The sequence below is a fragment of the Bradyrhizobium sp. UFLA01-814 genome (assembly GCF_046718885.1).
Taxonomy (GTDB): domain Bacteria; phylum Pseudomonadota; class Alphaproteobacteria; order Rhizobiales; family Xanthobacteraceae; genus Bradyrhizobium; species Bradyrhizobium elkanii.
The window spans coordinates 1-17,434 of the sequence record NZ_JAQOSR010000174.1 but is presented as its reverse complement, the minus strand read 5'-3'; the positions used below and the strand labels follow the sequence as shown (position 1 = coordinate 17,434).

Below are 17,434 nucleotides of genomic sequence, written 5' to 3'. Positions count from 1 at the left end.
CGCAAAAAAATGCCTGACACTGGCCTGCACCCGCGCACGCCCGATTGCGCAAAGCCCTCGCAAGCGGGAGAGGGAGCAGTTCGCGGCTCGACCTCATCTCGCGACGCGCCCCGAAGGTGAGGTACGATGGACAAGGCTTCGATCGACGGCTGGGGCAGCGGCCTGCTCGGCGTGATTATCTTCAGCGGCTCGCTGCCGGCGACCCGCGTGGCCGTCGCCGGGTTCTCGCCGCTGTTCCTGACCTCGGCGCGGGCGGCGATCGCGGCGTTGCTCGGCGCTGTGCTGCTGGCGGTGCTGCGGCAGCCCTGGCCGCAGCGCAAGGACCTGGTGTCGCTGACTATCGTCGCGCTTGGCGTCGTGATCGGCTTTCCGCTGCTCACAGCGCTCGCGCTCCAGCACATCACCTCGGCGCATTCGATCGTGTTCATCGGGCTGCTGCCGCTGTCGACCGCCGTGTTCGGCGTGCTGCGCGGCGGCGAGCGGCCGCAGCCGCTGTTCTGGCTGTTCTCCTGCATCGGCAGCGCGACGGTCGGCGCGTTCGCCTTGTCGAGCGACGGATCGGCGTCGCTGACCGGCGACCTCCTGATGGTCGCCGCCATCATCGTCTGCGGCCTCGGCTATGCCGAGGGGGCTGCGCTGTCGCGGCGGCTCGGCGGCTGGCAGGTGATCTCCTGGGCGCTGGTGCTCTCAGTGCCGGTGGTGCTCGTGATGACGATCATGACGCTGCCGCCGAGCTGGCAGGGCATCGGCGCGCCGGCCTGGCTCGGGCTCGCCTATGTCTCGATCTTCAGCATGCTGGTCGGCTTCGTGTTCTGGTATCGCGGGCTTGCGATCGGCGGCATTGCCAGCGTCGGCCAATTGCAGCTGCTGCAACCGTTCTTCGGCCTCGCGCTGGCCGGCCTGCTGCTGCACGAGCAGGTGGCCTGGTCGATGATCGCAGCGACCCTGCTGGTCGTGGCCTGCGTGGTGTTCGCGCGCCGCTTCGCCTGACGTCTATCTCTCCTCATGGCGAGGAGCGCGAAACGCGCGTCTCGAACCATGAGGCCACAGGCGGGCCTGCATCCTTCGAGACGCCGCTTCGCGGCTCCTCAGGATGAGGATATAGAGTTCGGGCCTCGTCAGCCCGGCTTGAACAGCGCCTGCAGGAAATCGCTGACTGCCTTGCGGGCCTCGATCGCGGTGGTCGGGTTGCCGCCGACATGCGGGCCGAGCTCGACACAGACGTCCTTGTAGCTGAACGGCGCCTGGGTCGATGCATTCATCAGCACGCCGCCTTCGCCTTCGCTGATGGTGCAGTGGCGCACGGTCTGCGATCCCGTCGCTTCCACCACCGTATTGTTGCCGATCAGGCCGGCATCGAAGCCGTGCGCGGAATCGGGATACTCGGTCAGCACCACGTCGCGCTTGGCCTCTTTCGGTGCGTGCCGCGATCTCCTTCGGAATCTGCTGCGCGCTGGTCTCGATGCAGGTGAACAGCACGGCGCAGCAAAACAGGATCGCGGTCGCGGCCAGGCGCCAGTCTGTCAGCATCGATTCCCCCGGAGGTTGTCTTGATTGGCCGCGACTACAGCAATCGACGCGCACGCTGTCAATTTGACCGGCCGTGCGTGACGTCAGGGAGCGGGCCGCTAGGCGGGCTCCTGCGCCTTCCCGATCCGCCCGAGATGGGTGAAGCCAAAACCAACAGAATATTTCAGCCCGTAGCCGAGCGCGCGGTCGATCCCGATATGGGCGAGCCAGATCATCGCGATCGAGAGCACCAGCGGTCCTTCGCCGGCAAAACCCAGCGTCATCAGCGCCACCGGCGCCAGATAGGTGTGCGCGGCGTTGTAGGCGATGGCGCCGGCCCGCGGGCTGATCAAGTAAGCGGCAAAGCTGATGTCCGGCACCAGGAACAGCAGGACGTAGACCAGCCAGGAACCCTCCCACTTGTAGTAGAGCACGGTCATGCCGAGGAACAGCACCAGCCCCTCCAGCCGGAGCAGGGTGCGCACCCCGCCGGTCGCGGCACCGGTCTCGGCCGTGGTCGTATCAGTCATCGCTGTCTCCCCAGATGTCGGAAAATCCTACCGTTTTTGCGCCCGAACCCGCTCACAAGCGGCTTTCCGGTTCCGAAACGGCCGTGCTAAAGCCATTTCCGAACGAAGCGGACCTCGGCTCGCGCCGGGACGCGGACTGTAGCTAACACGGGCGGAAACAAATGAAAGATATCCTCGATACCCTCGAAGAGCGGCGCGCCGGCGCCAAGCTGGGCGGCGGCGAAAAGCGCATCGAGGCGCAGCACGCCCGCGGCAAGCTGACCGCCCGCGAGCGGATCGAGCTCCTGCTGGACAAGGGCTCATTCGAGGAATTCGACATGTTCGTCGAGCACCGCTCGATCGAGTTCGGCATGGAGAAGACCAGGATCCCCGGCGACGGCGTCGTCACCGGCTGGGGTACGGTCAACGGCCGCAAGACGTTTGTCTTTGCCAAGGACTTTACGGTGTTCGGCGGCTCGCTCTCCGAAACCCACGCGCTGAAGATCACGAAACTTCAGGACATGGCGATGAAGGCGAGGGCGCCGATCATCGGTCTCTATGACGCCGGCGGCGCGCGCATCCAGGAGGGCGTCGCGGCGCTCGCGGGCTATTCCTACGTGTTCCGCCGCAACGTGCAGGCTTCGGGCGTGATCCCGCAGATCTCCGTCATCATGGGCCCCTGTGCCGGCGGCGACGTCTATTCGCCCGCGATGACCGACTTCATCTTCATGGTGAAGAACACCAGCTACATGTTCGTCACCGGCCCCGACGTGGTGAAGACCGTTACCAACGAGGTGGTGACGGCGGAAGAACTCGGCGGCGCCTCGGTGCACGCCACGCGCTCTTCGATCGCCGACGGTGCGTTCGAGAACGACGTCGACGCGCTGCTGCAGATGCGCCGCCTGATCGACTTCCTTCCCAGCAACAACACCGACGGCGTGCCGGAATGGCCGAGCTTCGACGACATCGGGCGGGTCGATATGTCGCTCGACACGCTGATCCCCGACAATCCGAACAAGCCCTACGACATGAAGGAATTGATCCTGAAGGTCGTCGACGAGGGCGACTTCTTCGAGATCTCGGAGACCTTCGCCAGGAACATCGTCACCGGCTTCGGCCGCATCGCCGGCCGCACCGTCGGCTTCGTCGCCAACCAGCCGATGGTGCTGGCCGGCGTGCTCGACAGCGATGCCTCGCGCAAGGCCGCGCGCTTCGTGCGGTTCTGCGACGCCTTCAACATCCCGATCGTCACCTTCGTCGACGTGCCGGGCTTCCTGCCGGGCACCGCGCAGGAATATGGCGGCCTGATCAAGCACGGCGCCAAGCTGCTGTTCGCCTATTCGCAGTGCACGGTGCCGCTCGTCACCATCATCACCCGCAAGGCCTATGGCGGCGCCTTCGACGTCATGGCGTCGAAGGAAATCGGCGCCGACATGAACTACGCCTGGCCGACCGCGCAGATCGCTGTCATGGGCGCCAAGGGCGCGGTGGAGATCATCTTCCGAAGTGACATCGGAGACCCCGACAAGATCGCCGCGCGAACGAAGGAATACGAAGACCGCTTCCTGTCCCCCTTCATCGCTGCCGAACGCGGTTACATCGACGACGTCATCATGCCGCATTCGACGCGGCGGCGGATCGCGCGAGCGCTGGCGATGCTGAAGGACAAGAAGGTGGAAATCCCGGCGAAGAAGCACGACAATCTGCCGTTGTGAGGAGAGCGTAGGGTGGGTTGGCCGAAGGCGTAACCCACCATCTTCGTTCCGCACGATCCGTGGCGGGTTACGGCTTCCGCCTGACCCGCCCTACAGGTTCGAACTTGATGACCGAAGACGAGCCGACCGACGAGATCTCCGAGATCGAGGCGCAGATCGAGGAGCTTGCCGAGAGCGCCGAGCGCTCCCGGCGGATCATTCTCGGGTCGAAGGTCGCGATCGCAGGCGGGTTTGCGTTGCTGGCCGTCGCGCTGCTTGGGCTGTTAGGCGCTGGTCAGACTGCGGCACTCGGATCGATCGCACTGGTGCTCGGCGGCATCGTGTCGCTCGGATCGAATGTCAGCACGCTGCGGCAGACCGAGGCTGCGATCAGCACCGCCGAGGCGCGCCGCGCGCGTCTGATCGGCAATATCGACCTGCGGCTGGTTCACGATGCGCCGCTGAAGCTGATGTGAGGCGCGGCGGGCGCGCAAAGCGGCGCCACAAACTCAGTGTCGTCCTGGCGAAAGCCAGGACCCATTACCCCAAATCTCAATGGTTGCGCGGCGCTGGGGCCGCGATCCCGTTCATCACCGAATGCGCTGGTTATGGGTCCTGGCTTTCGCCAGGACGACGATCGTGTGTGAGGAACCCGCACCGTCATCGCCAGGTTCGCCGCCTCCGCAAAGCTTCGGCGTGCCCAACAAGCCCCATCGAAGCCTTGGCGAAGACGGGATCGGGCGATCCAGTACGCCGCGGCTTCTCGACTCAAACACCGGCGTCTCTGGGAAACTGGATTCCGCATGCACGGGTGATGACACCGTACAGGCTGTTTGAGATGTGAATCGGTTTCTATCCTTCGGTCGTCCCGGGCAAGCGCAGCGCGACCCGGGACCCATAACCACAGCTCGATCTTGTTGCACGACGTTGGGGCCACAGCTTGCTTCAACAACGTAACGCGGTGGTTATGGGTCCCTGCTTCCGCAGGGACGACGGCGCAGCAAGCGACGCGTGTCCTCAGCCCGACGCCAGCGGCACGTAGTCGTATTCGCCGACGCCTTGCAGGATCAGAAAGGTCAGCGACGTCGTGCCGGCATTGGTGACGAGGTGAGGGCGGGTCGGCTTCACGGCATAGACCTCGCCGACCTTCAGGTTCACTTCCTCCTTCGGCTCCTGCAGGAACAGCCGCATCTGGCCCTCCAGCACATAGAAGGTGTCGGAGATGTTGCTGTGGGTGTGCCACGGCACCTTCTGGGTCGGCGAGAGTTGCAGCTCCATGATGCGGAAGCCGGGGCGGGCGGCGTGCTGGGCGCGGCGCTCGACTTCGTAGAGATGGCTGGCGTCCTTGACCGGTTGTCCTGGCTTCATGGCGGCCTCCCTGTGGTGTTGTCCCGTCGGGCGGGAAGGCGATGATGCTAGTCCTGTTCTGCCGCGCGCGGAACGGCCGGAATGGTCATGGCGGGCGCGCACGGTGCGTAGGGCGGAGCAGCCGTAACGCGCTCGGCAAGACCTCACTTCATCCCCATGCAGTTCGCATAGAATGTGGTCGTCGCCGGCCAGTCGGAAAACATCGCGCGGACGCCGACCTGTTTTGCCAGCACGTCGAGCACGGTCAACGTGTCGCCGTCGCGGTCGATCGCCGCCTTCACCGACTTGTGGTAGAATGCACCGCCCTTGTTCAGCGGGCCGTCGCGCTCCAGCGACCAGCCGATCAGATCGAGGCCGGCCGCCTTCGCCGCCCTGGCGTAAGCCGACGGGACGATCTCGCCCTTGTCGTTCAGCGCCAGCATCGCGAAGATCGGCGGCCCCAGGATCGCGACGCCGGAGGCCTTCAATTCCTGCATCGACGGCTTCCACGTCTCCGGCCGGTTCGGATCGAGGCCTGCTTTCTCGTAGCGGTCCTCGAGATAGAGCGCCTGGCTCGCGAAGTCGGGTTCGGTCTTCACCCAATAGAGGATGTCCTTGAGGCTGAAGCTCTGCGGGAACACCTCGCTCGGCGGAATGCCGGCGGCCTTGTAGGCGGCGAGCATCTGGGTCGCATATGTCTCCTGGGTGTAGTCGCCGTCGAACGGCATCGCCACTTCCGGCGCCTTCAGCTCGGGCGTGAATTTTGCGCCGAGACTCCTGATCAAGGCGATGCTCTCGTCATGGCTCATCAGCGTGCCGGAATTGGCGTAGAGCTCGGTGCGCCAGCGCGGCGTGCCGTTCTGGTAGTCCTCCGGCGTTCGCGCATCCGGATTGAAGCCGTCCATCTTCGCGGTGAGCCGCTTGAATTCGGCGAGCGTGATGTCGCTCGTGCAGCATTTCGCCGAGGCCTTCCTGCCGGTGGCGGGATCGGCCGGGCTGAAGGGTTGCGTGCATTTTGCGGCGAGATCCGGCACGGTGAGGATGTTGGTCGTGGTGTGCAGGTCGCATTGCGAGTGCCGGCACACCAGCTGGCGATCCCTGGTGAAGGTGACGTCGCATTCGATCACGCCGGCGCCCATCCGCGCGGCGGCGAGATAGGATTCGCGGCTATGCTCGGGGAATTGCAGCGCGGCGCCGCGGTGGCCGATCGAAAAGTCGGTCTTGTGGAACGGCCCGGTGCATTGGCTGAGCTGCTGCTTCAGGGGCCCGTCCTTCATCTTGTCGACCAGATAGAACGGGCGCGGTCCGATCTGCGCCTCGCGCGGCGGCGCGATCTCCTCGGCGGCAGCCGGCAGCGCGGAGCCGAGGGCGAACAGGAACGCGAGCAGGGCGGTGCGGTGACGGGCAAGCATGGGTGATCCCCCTGATCAGGCATTGTCAGCAGACCGACATATCACGGAGCATGGACCGGCCGCGTGTGCGAAATGAAACCATGGAGGAAACAATGCCGGCAGCCTATTTCGTCGTCCGCGCCACCGTCACGGATGCCGCGAGGCGTCCCGCCTTCGATGCCTGGTATTCGCGCGCGCATCTGCCCGACGCGATGAAATCGTTCGGCGCCGAGCGCGCCTGGCGATGCTGGAGCCTGAGCGATCCGTCGCTGCACCAGGCGACCTATCAGTTCGCCGACGAGAAGGCGCTCGAGCGCGCGGTGAACAGCGATGACATGAAGCGGCTGGTCGCCGACTTCAACCGTGACTGGCCGGAGGTGACGCGTACGCGCGACCTCCTGATGCTGGCGGAGGAGGCGGCGGCGGCATGATGGTTGCGTGACGTCACGACGTCGACAACCCCGAGTTCCATGAAACGTGAATGCGCGGTTCAGCGAGCGTTCAGGTCGCGAGGCAAAAACTCGCTGCCGCAGTTGGTCCAGCTCAGCAACAAAGGGAAACGCTCATGGAACGCCGGGATTTTCTGAAGATGGCCTTCGGTGTCGCCGCCGGAGCCGTCACCTTCGCAGCGACGGCGCAGGCGGCGCCGCTCGCGCCGCTTCCCCTCAACCAGGATGCACGCGCACCAGCGGCTGGCGATGCGCATCCCGCCGTCACCACGGGCGAGGAGGTCGGCCGCATGAAGCCCGAGCAGGTACGCTGGCATCATCGCCACTGGGGTTGGCGTCACCGGCACTGGCACCGCAGGCATTGGGGCTGGCGCCGCCATCATTGGCGCCGTCATCACTGGCGCCGCTGGTGATATCGACTCCATGACGAAAAGAAAAACCCCGCGGCAGGCGGGGTTTTGTTAGTTCGGAATGTACCGCGATCAGATCGGGCGGCAACGGCCATAGCGCCAGGCAAAGCCGTAGGGGCAGGCGCGGACGCGCGGCGCCACCACGACGGGGCGCTCGACCACGACCGGCGGACGCACGACGACGGCGCCCGGCGCGACGACGACGCCGCGATTCCTGACGCAGCCGCCATAGGGGCCACGGTGCCAGCCGGGGCCGCAGCCACCGGCCGCATCAGCGGCGCTGATGCCGGCGAATGCGGTCGTCACCAGAACTGCTGCAGCAAAAAGATACTTCATGTCTTCTCCTTTTTTATTTTGGGCCGCGCTGCGGCACCGCAACAAATTTTCGTCTACCGATTCGCCCGGCCGGATCATTGCAGAAGGCGTGCCCGATGTCGCCGACCATAATGTTGCGGCCTGAATGCGACATGAATGTTGCAGCTCACAGCTGCGTCAGCACGTCGCAAGCCGGCTCAGCATCACTTCGAAATATTTCGCGGACGCGGGCAGCCGCGCGCACATGGCGAGCGTGCGAAAATGTATCGGAAGGCGAGGCAAGCGAGACCGGCGGTTCATCGATGCTTGCCGGAAGGCGCGCCGCTATTGGTCGGGGCCGAACAGCGCGGCGAATCGCTTCTCACCGTTGCGCGAAAAATTGACCACGCGACTGCCCGGCGCAGCGTCGCGCGCGGCCCATTTCAGTTCGGTGAAGCGGTCCATCATGGCAGCACCGAGCGTGCCGGCGAGATGATGCCGCCGCTCGCTCCAGTCGAGGCAGGCCTTGCACACCGGACGGCGCGGATGCGTCAGCGCATCAGCGTCGATCTGCAGCTCCTCGGCCATGAATCGCTTGCCTTCGCCAGTGAGCTCGATCGCCTGCTTGCTCTGACGGACCAGTTTCTGCCGCTTCATGCTGTCGAGCATCTGCACGCCGAGATCGCCGGCGAGATGGTCGTAGCAGATGCGGGCGCGGCGCAGCGCCGGATCCTTCGGCCCGGTGCGCACCCGCATATGGCCGGCGCGGGCGGCAATGCCCTGCAGGCCTTCCAGCACGTCGGCGACGTCGGGGTCGGAGAGGCGGTAGTAGCGGTGGCGGCCCTGCTTCTCGGGCTCGATCAGCCCGCCGGCCTCGAGCTTGGAAAGATGTGAGCTCGCCGTCTGCGGCGTGATGCCGGCCTCCTGCGCGAGCTCGCTCGCGGTCAACGCGCGGCCGGTCATCAGCGCGGTCAGCATGTTGCAGCGTGCGGGATCGCCGACCAGAGCGGCGATCCGGGAGATGTCGGGTCCTGCTTTCATAGTTCGATGATAGCCGAAGCATCGAGGTCGGACAAGCCGCTATTGTCCACCGTGCCGTCATTGCGAGGAGTGCGTCGCTGACGCTCGCAATGGCGGAAACATTACCGGAGGCCATCAATGACCGTTACCGTCTTCATCCGCTACCAGCTCGATCCGTTCAAGCGCGCGATGTTCGAGGAGTATTCGCGGAACTGGCTCTCGATCATCCCGCGCTGCGGCGGCGATCTCATCGGCTACTGGATGCCGCATGAGGGAACCAACAACATCGGCTTCGCGCTGATCTCGTTCGAAAGCCTTGCCGCCTATGAGGCCTATCGCGCGCGGCTGCGCCAGGACAAGGAGGGCGTCGCGAACTTCAACTTCGCGGAAGAAAACTGTTTCATCCTCGCCGAGGAACGGACATTTCTCCGCAAGGTCGAGTTATAGTGGGGCCACAACAGCAATGTGCGGGAGGCGCCCATGATCGCCGTGATCTTCGAAGTCTGGCCGAAGCCTGAGCACCGGGATCTCTATTTCGACCTTGCCGCCGAGCTGAAGCCGATCCTGCAGGAGATCGACGGCTTCATCTCGGTCGAGCGGTTCGAGAGCATCACGGAGAAGGGCAAGTTCGTGTCGCTGTCATTCTTCCGCGACGAGGCTGCGGTGGAAGCCTGGCGCAACACGATCGAGCATCGCCGTACCCAGGCCAAGGGCCGCGCGCGGATCTTCGAGAACTACCGGCTGCGGGTGGCGAGCGTGATCCGTGATTACGGCCTGAACGAACGCGATCAGGCGCCGAAGGACAGCCGCGCGGTGCATGAGCCGCACTAGCGGGCGGATGCGTGGGTGCCTATCTGTGCGCGGCCAATGACTCCAGGGAGCGACCAATGCCACTGCCAACTGCTGACAAACGCGCCGCCTTCAAGAAGCTGCATGAGGGCGGGTGCTTCATCATTCCGAATCCGTTCGATGTCGGCAGCGCCCGCGCCTTGCAGCATCTCGGCTTCAAGGCGCTGGCGTCGACCAGCGCGGGCTTTGCATGGACCATCGCCAAGGCCGACAACCGCGTCACCGTCGACGACGTCTGCGACCACCTGACCGCGCTGTGTGCGGCGGTCGATATTCCCGTCAATGCGGATTTCGAGGGCGGCTTCGCGGTCGAGCCCGACAGGGTCGCGGTCAATGTCGCGCGCGGCGTCAAGACCGGCGTCGCCGGGCTCTCGATCGAGGATTCCACCGGAGACGCCGCCAACCCGCTGTTCGAGCACAAGCTTGCGGTCGAGCGCATCAAGGCGGCGCGCAAGGCTATCGATGCCGACAACAGCGGCGTGTTGCTCACCGGCCGCTGCGAGGCATTCCTGTGGGGGAAGAAGGACCTCAATCTGGTGATCGAACGGCTGCAGGCCTATTCGGAAGCAGGAGCGGACGTCCTTTATTCGCCGGGCATCGCGACCAAGGAGGAGATTTCCGCGGTCGTGAAGGCGGTCGCGCCAAAGCCGGTCAATCTCCTGATCGGCGGGGCGTCCGAGCTGACGCTGCAAGCGGCTGCCGATCTCGGCGTGCGGCGGATCAGCGTCGGCGGGGCACTGGCGCGGATGGCCTGGACCGGCGTGATGAAGGCGGCCAAGGAGATGGCCGAGAAGGGCACCTTCACCGAATTCGCCAACGGCTATCCCGGCGGCGAGCTCAACAAGATGTTCAAGTAGGCTCACGTGCAAAAAAGCAGCGGGCCGCTGGGCCCGCTGCTTCGTCGCTCACGATAGCGAGCGGATTACTTGTTCTTGTCGCCGGTCGAGTCGGACGGGGTCGCCGAACGGTCGATCTCCTGCCCGGTCGGCTTGTTGGCCGACGGCGACGCGGGCTGCGCCGGTGCCGCGCCCGTGGTCGTGCCGGGCTGGCTGTTCGGCTTCGGCGTCACGTCGCGCATGCCCGGAGGCGGCGCGGCCGGATTGGCCGGCTGCTGCTGCGCGGTCTGCGCTGACGGCGTCGTGCCCGCCTCATGCACCGACGTATTGTTCAAGCCGTAGAACAACGCACCGAGCACCACGGCCACCGCGACTGCGAACATCGCGATCTTGGTGGTGCTGGCCGGTCCCTCCTGGAGTTCCGGATCCGGCTGCAGCTCGTTGTCCAGGCTGTTGAAGCGCGCCTGACGGCGCATTTCGTCCTCGGTCAGGTTGGCGCGATACGGATCGTCAGGTTGATGGGCCATTGCAAAGTTCCTCCGTTAGCACCTCAAAGCTAAACGCATGGGACAATGGCTGGCGCGCAAGGATGTTCCGCGCCAATGTTGCAACCTGTTCATGCAGGAACCGTCGATTCCTTGGGTTCCAATCTGTTTCATGAGGCCTTTTCAATGTGGACCATGCCGCCCACCGATTCGGTGCTGCAAGTACTCTCGTTCATTGCGGTTGCGGCGCAGTCGATGACGGCGGCGCTGGCGGCCGGCAGGCGCAGCATGGATTGGGCCGGCGTCTGCATGCTCGGCGCGATCACCGCGCTCGGCGGCGGCACCATCCGCGACGTGCTGCTCGGGCATTATCCGCTGCTCTGGGTCGCGCACCCGATCTACCTTGCGGTCGCAGCCGCCGGCGCCTTCGCCACCATCCTGCTGGCGCGGCTGGTTCACCGGCTCAACCTCGCATTCCTGGTGCTCGATGCGATCGGACTTGTGGTGTTCACCATGACCGGCTGCGACGTGGCCTCGCAAGTCGACGTCTCGCTGCCGATCGTGATCGTCGCCGGCATGATCTCCGGCTGCGCCGGCGGCGTGCTGCGCGACATCCTCTGCAACGAGGTGCCGCTGTTGTTTCGCAGCGAGCTCTACGCCAGCGTCTCCGTGGTGACCGGACTGTTCTATGTGACCGGCTCCGGGCTGCAGGTGAACGCCCAGCTCTGGACGGCGCTGACCTTCGCCCTCGGGCTGACGTTCCGCATGCTTGCGATCCGCTACCGATGGGAGATGCCGAAATTCGTGTTCAGCGACGAGGAGCGTTGAACGGCTATTTCGCCGTCCGCGCCTTCGCGACCTCGTCCGCGGTGACGGCCGGCGCCGCGTTGCCCCAGGCATTGCGGATGTAGGTCGCAACGTCCGCGACCTCCTGGTCGGTGAGCTTCGGATAGGCCGGCATCGAGCCGCCGTTCGGCGCGCGCGGCGTCGTCACGGTCTGCGCGCCGTCGAGGATGATGCGCAGCGTGCTTGCCGGATTGGCCGATTGCAGATTGGCGTTGCCGGGCAGCGGCGGATAGATCCGCGGCGCGCCGGTGCCGTCGAGCTCATGACAGGCGATGCAGGCGCCGCGATAGATGCGTTCGCCATTGCTCATCTGCGCCGGCGAGGGCGGAGTGATCTCCGGCTCCGGCGCGCCGGCGGGCAGGCTCTTCAGATAGACCGCGATGGCGCGCACATCGGCGTCGCTCATCTTCGAGGTCGAATTGAGCACCACCTCGGACATCAGGGGGCCGGCATGGCTGTGCCCGTTGCGGCCGCTCTGCAGATATTCGGCGATGTCAGCCACGCTCCATGATTTCAGCCCGCTGCGCGCGGCGCCATCGAGCCTTGGCGCGAACATGCCTTGCACCATGCTGCCGCCGAACGCCTGGTCGCGCCGGTCGGCGCCGAAGGCGTTCTTGGGCGTGTGGCAGGCGCCGCAATGGGCGAGGGCCTCGACGAGATAGCGGCCGCGATTCCATTCCGAACCCTTGTTCTGGTCCGGCTGGATGATGCCCGCCGTGAAGAACAGCGCGTTCCAGGCCCGCATCAGCACGCGGTAGTTCAAAGGCCAGCGCAGCTCCGGCGGCGGCCCCTTGTTGCTGACCGGCGCCAGCGTCGCGAGATAGGCGCGGATCGCCAGGATGTCGTCGCGGATCAGCTTCGTGAAGTACGGGTAGGGGAAGGCGGGAAAATAATGCGCGCCGCTCGGCGAGACGCCCATCCGCAGCGCGCGCAGGAAATCGTCGTCGCTCCAGCCGCCGATGCCGGTATCGCGGTCGGGGGTGAGGTTCGGCGAGAACACCGCACCGAACGGCGTGTCGATCCGCTTGCCCCCGGCAAAGGGCTTTGCCGGATCAGCCGTGTGGCAGCTGGCGCAGTCGCCGGCGATCGTGAGCGCCTTGCCGCGGGCGATGACGTCGTCGGCCGGCGCCGCGGCACATTCGCTTGCCGTGAGCGCACCGCACAACAGCGCGGCGACCAGAATCGCGCCCGTCGTTCGAAATCGTCGCCGCATCCAATCACCTTTCGGTCCACAAGACGCGTTACGCCATTTCGCCGCGGGCCTGTCCTGCGACAGAAACCGAAACGGCCCTGCAATATTCCCGGCACGAAATTGCGATTTTTGAGCGACGGGCCTGGTCGCCCAGAATTGTGCTGCGCGCGCCGGAAAATCCGACATAGACTGGTTCTAACAAGCTCGGATGACTAGCTAAAAAGCAGTCGTCGCGACCAGCGAAAAGAGGGCTAAATGGGAATCAACCAAGGGCCTATCAGCCTCGACCAGAAATACACCCAAGGCACCGGCCACGTCTTCATGACCGGGATCCAGGCGCTGGTCCGCCTGCCCATGGCGCAGATCAGGCGCGACCGCGCCGCGGGCCTTAACACGGCAGGCTTCATCTCCGGCTATCGCGGTTCCCCCCTCGGCGGCTACGACCAGCAGTTGTTCGCCGCCCGCAAGCATCTCGAGCAGTACAACATCAAATTCCAGCCCGGCGTGAACGAGGACCTCGCGGCCACCGCGATCTGGGGCTCGCAACAACTCGCCCTGTCGCCGGGCGCCAAATATGATGGCGCAGTCGGCATCTGGTACGGCAAGGGCCCCGGCGTCGACCGCTGCGGCGACGTGTTCCGCCACGGCAATGCGGCGGGCTCCGCCAAGCATGGCGGCGTGCTCTGCCTTGCGGGCGACGACCATGGCGCGAAATCCTCCACCGTCCCGCATCAATCCGACCACGCCTTCATCTCCGCGCTGATGCCCTACCTCTACCCCTCCAGCATCCACGAAATGATCGAGATGGGCCTGCTCGGCATCGCGATGTCGCGCTACTCGGGCTGCTGGGTCGGCATGAAGGTGATTACCGAGACGGTCGAGACCACGGCCGAGATCGACCTCACCGACGAGATGACGCCGTTCATCATCCCGACTGATTTCGAGCTCCCGCCCGGCGGCCTCAACATCCGCTGGCCCGACGACCGCTTCGAGCAGGACCGCCGGCTGCAGGACTACAAGGGCTTTGCCGCGATCGCCTTCGCCCGTGCCAACAAAGTCAACCGCATCACGATGGATTCGCCGAACGCGCGCTACGGCATCATGGCCTCGGGCAAGAGCTACGAGGACATCCGCCAGGCGCTGCGCGAGCTCGGCATCACGCCCGAGATCGCCGCCAAGATCGGCATCCGCCTCTACAAGATCGGCATGCCCTGGCCGCTGGAGCCGGAAGGCGTGCGCAACTTCGCCGTCGGCCTCGAGGAGATCTTCATCGTCGAGGAGCGCCGCGAGATCGTCGAGAACCAGGTCAAGCAGGAGCTGTTCAACTGGCGCGACGACGTGCGTCCGCGCATCGTCGGCAAGATGGACGATCACGACAAGCGCTTCCTGACCTTCGCCGCCGAGCTCAGCGTGGCCTCGCTTGCGAGCTCGCTCACCGAACGGCTGCTTCGACTTAATCTCAATCCTGAAATCGCCGAGATGCTGCGCGCCAAGGCGGACTGGTTCAACGGCCGCCAGTCGACGCAGATGCAAGCGACCGCGCCGGTCAGCCGCACGCCGTATTTCTGCTCGGGCTGCCCGCACAACACCTCGACCAAGGTGCCGGAAGGCAGCCGCGCGCTGGCCGGCATCGGCTGCCACTTCATGGCGCTGTGGATGAACCGCTCGACCGAGACCTTCACCCATATGGGCGGCGAGGGCGTGCCGTGGGTCGGCATCGCGCCGTTCACCAACGAGAACCACGTCTTTGCCAATCTCGGCGACGGCACCTATTTCCACTCCGGCATTCTCGCGATCCGCCAGTCGATCGCTTCCAAGGCCAACATCACCTACAAGATCCTGTACAACGACGCGGTCGCCATGACCGGCGGCCAGCGCCACGACGGCGATCTCTCGCCGCAGCAGATCACCTTCCAGCTCCATGCCGAAGGCATCCGCGAGATCTATCTGGTCTCGGAAAATCCGGACGCCTATCCGGCCGATACGATCGCGCCCGGCGTCAAGCTGTTCCATCGCGACGACCTCGAGAACGTCCAGAAGATGTGCCGCGACACCAAGGGCACGTCGGCGATCGTGTTCGTGCAGACCTGCGCCGCCGAAAAACGCCGTCGCCGCAAGCGCGGCCTGATGGAGGATCCGCAGCGTCGCGTGCTGATCAATCCTGCCGTCTGCGAAGGATGCGGCGACTGCTCGGTGCAGTCGAACTGCATCTCGGTCGAGCCGCTGGAGACGGAGCTCGGGCGCAAGCGCACCATCAACCAGTCGACCTGCAACAAGGATTATTCCTGCGTGAAGGGCTTTTGCCCGTCCTTCGTCACGGTCGATGGCGGCAAGCTCAGGCGTCGCGCGCCGCCCGAGCTCGGCAGCATCGATAATCTGCCGGAGCCAGCCTCCAAGCCCGCGCTCGACCGGCCCTACAACATCGCGGTCGGCGGCGTCGGCGGCACCGGCGTGCTGACGATCGGCGCGCTGCTCGGCATGGCCGCGCATATCGAGGGCAAGGCCTCGATGATCCTCGACATGTCAGGTCTCGCGCAAAAGGGCGGCGCGGTGCTGAGCCACGTCCGGCTCTCCGAGCACACCGCCGACGTGACCTGCTCGCGCATCGTGACCGGAACGGCCGATCTGGTACTTGCGGCCGACGAGGTCGTGGCGGCGTCGAAGGACACCATCACGCTGTGCGATGCGAGCCGCACCGTCGGCATCATCAACAGCCACGTGATCCCGACCGCGGACTTCATCCTGAACCGCGACTTCAACTTCCAGAGCCGCAAGGTCAACAGCGTGCTGGAGACCGAGCTGCGCAAGGACTCCGCCTTCTTCGACTTCACCAAGCCGGCCGAGGCGCTGCTCGGCGACTCCATCGCCACCAACATCATGATGATGGGCTTTGCCTATCAGCGCGGGTTGCTGCCGCTGTCGGCGGAGGCGATTCTGCAGGCGATCGAGGTCAACGGCGTCTCGATCAAGATGAACACGCAGGCGTTCCAGCTCGGGCGTCTGGCCGCGGCCGATCCGGCGCGCCTCGCCGCGATGATGAAGGGGCAGGATGACGACGCAGCCCCGGTCAAGACGCTGGATGCGATGTCGCTCGACGAGATCATCACCCACCGCATGGCGCTTCTGACGGACTATCAGAGCGCGAGTTTGGCAAGACGCTACCGCAAGCTGGTCGACCAGGTTCGCGACACCGCCACGAAGGGCGGCTACGGCGAGGCGCTGCCGCGCGCGGTCGCGATCAACTACGCAAAGCTGCTCGCCTACAAGGACGAGTACGAGGTGGCGCGGCTGTTCACCGACGGCCGTTTCGAGAAGCAGCTGCGCGATCAGTTCGAGGGCGAGTTCAAGTTCAACTTCAATCTGGCGCCGCCGATCCTCGGCGGCGGGCTCGACGCGCAGGGCCGGCCGAAGAAGCGCGCCTTCGGTTCGTGGATGATGTCGGCCTTCAGAGTGCTGGCAAGATTCCGCTTCCTGCGCGGCACGCCGCTCGACATCTTCGGCTACAACGCCGATCGCAAGCTCGAGCGCGATCTGATCGCGGGCTACGAGAAGGATGTCGCGACCGTGCTGAACCTGCTGTCGCCGCTCAACCACGATATTGCGGTCGAATTGCTGGCGTTGCCCGATCGCATCCGCGGCTACGGGCCGGTGAAGGACAAGGCGATCAAGGAGGCGAAGGTTCGCTACGTGCAACTCGCTGCCGACCTCGCCAACCCGCCGCCCGCGCCGCGGCAGATGGCGGCGGAGTAGGGGGTGTTCACAGCGCTCGATGCTGCTCCGGAGCGGCTCGACAAACACGAGCAGAATTTCGTCGAGCGGATCCGACGACATGGCTGGTTCGGTACGCATGTCGCATCGGACGACGCAGGTCCGGGCTTCTCGTACACCACCGGATTTTGGCTGAGATTCAAGCTTCCGGAATTGATCCTTTTCTCAATGTCGATGGAGAACGCCCAGGATACATTCTGGCACATCTATCGCGAACTCGAGGCTGGACGACGGTTTCCTGTTGGCGAGCTAACGGAAGAGATATTCGAGAATGCCTCCGCGGTGCTGCTCCCGGTCGCTGTCGAGCATTATCGATCCCATCTCGGGTGGAGCAGATGGTTTTACGGAAACGACAACTTTGAATGCCACCAGATCATATTCCCGGATCGAGGCGGAGAGTTTCCGTGGGCGCCGGGGTCATCGGACGAGTTTAGGTCGGCGCAGCCAGACTTGACCGCTGGCAATTGGTCCGGGCTGCGCGATCGATAGCGTGCCTTGCGATTTCCACGCGTGCCAGGTTTGAGAAGAGGTCACAAGCAGCACGGCCTTTGCAAAAGGGAAACAAAGGTTTGCTACGCGCAACTCGCCGCCGACCTCGCCAACCCGCCGCCCGCGCCGCGGCAGATGGCGGCGGAGTTGCGCAGCCACATATTCAACGTCGTCCCGGGCAAGCGAAGCGCGACCCGGGACCCATAACCACCGTTGTTCGTTGTTGCGCGAGGCCGTGGCCGCAGCTTGGTCTCGCAACACAATCCTGTGGTAATGGGTCCCTGTGTCTTGGAAGTCTGTCAGGATGAGGGTGGGCGGGAAGCCGTTGGGTCCTTGGCGCTTGACG

Annotated in this window: 19 protein-coding genes and 1 pseudogene; 12 read left to right on the top strand and 8 right to left on the bottom strand. The window is 65.0% G+C overall.

The features are described 5' to 3' along the window. The first annotated feature begins 126 nt into the window (after positions 1–126). Positions 127–990 (top strand): DMT family transporter, encoded by an 864-nt coding sequence (locus PMN64_RS35590; RefSeq protein WP_411784083.1) that lies wholly within the window; start codon positions 127–129, stop codon positions 988–990. Positions 991–1,118: 128 nt separating this feature from the next. Here the strand turns inward: PMN64_RS35590 and PMN64_RS35585 are convergent. After that, positions 1,119–1,415, bottom strand: a pseudogene (locus PMN64_RS35585) (carboxymethylenebutenolidase); the annotation flags it as partial. A gap of 213 nt (positions 1,416–1,628) precedes the next feature. Further along, on the bottom strand, positions 1,629–2,039 hold the full coding sequence (locus PMN64_RS35580; protein ID WP_038388512.1) for a DUF4260 domain-containing protein: 411 nt from the start codon (positions 2,037–2,039) through the stop codon (positions 1,629–1,631). Between the two features lie 161 nt (positions 2,040–2,200). Between PMN64_RS35580 and PMN64_RS35575 the strand changes: the two genes are divergently transcribed. Then, positions 2,201–3,733: an acyl-CoA carboxylase subunit beta gene (locus PMN64_RS35575; protein ID WP_028339274.1), complete on the top strand. Its 1,533-nt coding sequence runs from the start codon at positions 2,201–2,203 to the stop codon at positions 3,731–3,733. Between the two features lie 107 nt (positions 3,734–3,840). Further along, the gene (locus PMN64_RS35570) at positions 3,841–4,188 is read left to right on the top strand and encodes a hypothetical protein (RefSeq protein ID WP_028338231.1); all 348 of its coding nucleotides are present in this window, start codon (positions 3,841–3,843) and stop codon (positions 4,186–4,188) included. 541 nt (positions 4,189–4,729) lie between these two features. Here the strand turns inward: PMN64_RS35570 and PMN64_RS35565 are convergent. Beyond that, positions 4,730–5,080 (bottom strand): cupin domain-containing protein, encoded by a 351-nt coding sequence (locus tag PMN64_RS35565; protein WP_028339273.1) that lies wholly within the window; start codon positions 5,078–5,080, stop codon positions 4,730–4,732. A 143-nt stretch (positions 5,081–5,223) separates the two neighbouring features. Beyond that, positions 5,224–6,471 carry a glycerophosphodiester phosphodiesterase family protein gene (locus tag PMN64_RS35560; protein WP_051447749.1) on the bottom strand — a complete coding sequence of 416 codons (1,248 nt, stop codon included), beginning with the start codon at positions 6,469–6,471 and terminating at the stop codon, positions 5,224–5,226. 92 nt (positions 6,472–6,563) lie between these two features. Here PMN64_RS35560 and PMN64_RS35555 point away from each other — a divergent pair, with 92 nt between their 5' ends. After that, on the top strand, positions 6,564–6,881 hold the full coding sequence (locus PMN64_RS35555) for a hypothetical protein (RefSeq protein ID WP_028339271.1): 318 nt from the start codon (positions 6,564–6,566) through the stop codon (positions 6,879–6,881). 134 nt (positions 6,882–7,015) lie between these two features. Continuing rightward, positions 7,016–7,312, top strand: a complete 297-nt coding sequence (locus PMN64_RS35550; RefSeq protein ID WP_028339270.1) for a twin-arginine translocation signal domain-containing protein — start codon at positions 7,016–7,018, stop codon at positions 7,310–7,312. 69 nt (positions 7,313–7,381) lie between these two features. Here PMN64_RS35550 and PMN64_RS35545 read toward each other — a convergent pair whose 3' ends face one another. Next, positions 7,382–7,645, bottom strand: a complete 264-nt coding sequence (locus tag PMN64_RS35545; protein ID WP_028339269.1) for a GCG_CRPN prefix-to-repeats domain-containing protein — start codon at positions 7,643–7,645, stop codon at positions 7,382–7,384. On the opposite strand from PMN64_RS35545, the gene PMN64_RS35540 reads away from it, so the two are divergent. Further along, a complete protein-coding gene (locus tag PMN64_RS35540) occupies positions 7,644–7,769 on the top strand; it encodes a hypothetical protein (protein ID WP_259242674.1) in 126 nt (41 codons plus the stop codon). The genes PMN64_RS35545 and PMN64_RS35540 overlap by 2 nt on opposite strands. 179 nt (positions 7,770–7,948) lie before the next feature. Here the strand turns inward: PMN64_RS35540 and PMN64_RS35535 are convergent, their stop codons facing one another. Continuing rightward, entirely contained in the window at positions 7,949–8,644 is a 696-nt protein-coding gene (locus PMN64_RS35535; protein ID WP_026192884.1) for an ArsR/SmtB family transcription factor, read from the bottom strand. A gap of 117 nt (positions 8,645–8,761) precedes the next feature. Between PMN64_RS35535 and PMN64_RS35530 the strand changes: the two genes are divergently transcribed. The 3 genes from PMN64_RS35530 to PMN64_RS35520 are packed head-to-tail and all read left to right on the top strand — an operon-like array spanning position 8,762 to position 10,329. Next, the gene (locus PMN64_RS35530; RefSeq protein ID WP_411784081.1) at positions 8,762–9,070 is read left to right on the top strand and encodes an NIPSNAP family protein; all 309 of its coding nucleotides are present in this window, start codon (positions 8,762–8,764) and stop codon (positions 9,068–9,070) included. A gap of 33 nt (positions 9,071–9,103) precedes the next feature. Continuing rightward, positions 9,104–9,454, top strand: coding sequence for an antibiotic biosynthesis monooxygenase family protein (locus PMN64_RS35525; RefSeq protein WP_016839915.1), 351 nt, complete (start codon positions 9,104–9,106; stop codon positions 9,452–9,454). Positions 9,455–9,510: 56 nt separating this feature from the next. Continuing rightward, positions 9,511–10,329, top strand: coding sequence for an oxaloacetate decarboxylase (locus PMN64_RS35520; protein ID WP_411784080.1), 819 nt, complete (start codon positions 9,511–9,513; stop codon positions 10,327–10,329). Positions 10,330–10,394: 65 nt separating this feature from the next. Here the strand turns inward: PMN64_RS35520 and PMN64_RS35515 are convergent, their stop codons facing one another. Further along, positions 10,395–10,835, bottom strand: coding sequence for a hypothetical protein (locus tag PMN64_RS35515; RefSeq protein ID WP_028339266.1), 441 nt, complete (start codon positions 10,833–10,835; stop codon positions 10,395–10,397). Positions 10,836–10,979: 144 nt separating this feature from the next. Here PMN64_RS35515 and PMN64_RS35510 point away from each other — a divergent pair, with 144 nt between their 5' ends. Beyond that, on the top strand, positions 10,980–11,621 hold the full coding sequence (locus PMN64_RS35510) for a trimeric intracellular cation channel family protein (RefSeq protein ID WP_411784079.1): 642 nt from the start codon (positions 10,980–10,982) through the stop codon (positions 11,619–11,621). A 4-nt stretch (positions 11,622–11,625) separates the two neighbouring features. Here the strand turns inward: PMN64_RS35510 and PMN64_RS35505 are convergent, their stop codons facing one another. After that, positions 11,626–12,852, bottom strand: a complete 1,227-nt coding sequence (locus tag PMN64_RS35505) for a cytochrome c (protein ID WP_259242675.1) — start codon at positions 12,850–12,852, stop codon at positions 11,626–11,628. A gap of 234 nt (positions 12,853–13,086) precedes the next feature. Between PMN64_RS35505 and PMN64_RS35500 the strand changes: the two genes are divergently transcribed. Both PMN64_RS35500 and PMN64_RS35495 read left to right on the top strand, forming a co-directional pair. Beyond that, positions 13,087–16,581: an indolepyruvate ferredoxin oxidoreductase family protein gene (locus PMN64_RS35500; protein WP_411784078.1), complete on the top strand. Its 3,495-nt coding sequence runs from the start codon at positions 13,087–13,089 to the stop codon at positions 16,579–16,581. A gap of 3 nt (positions 16,582–16,584) precedes the next feature. Further along, the gene (locus tag PMN64_RS35495) at positions 16,585–17,088 is read left to right on the top strand and encodes a DUF4262 domain-containing protein (protein ID WP_411784077.1); all 504 of its coding nucleotides are present in this window, start codon (positions 16,585–16,587) and stop codon (positions 17,086–17,088) included. Positions 17,089–17,434 lie beyond the last annotated feature (346 nt).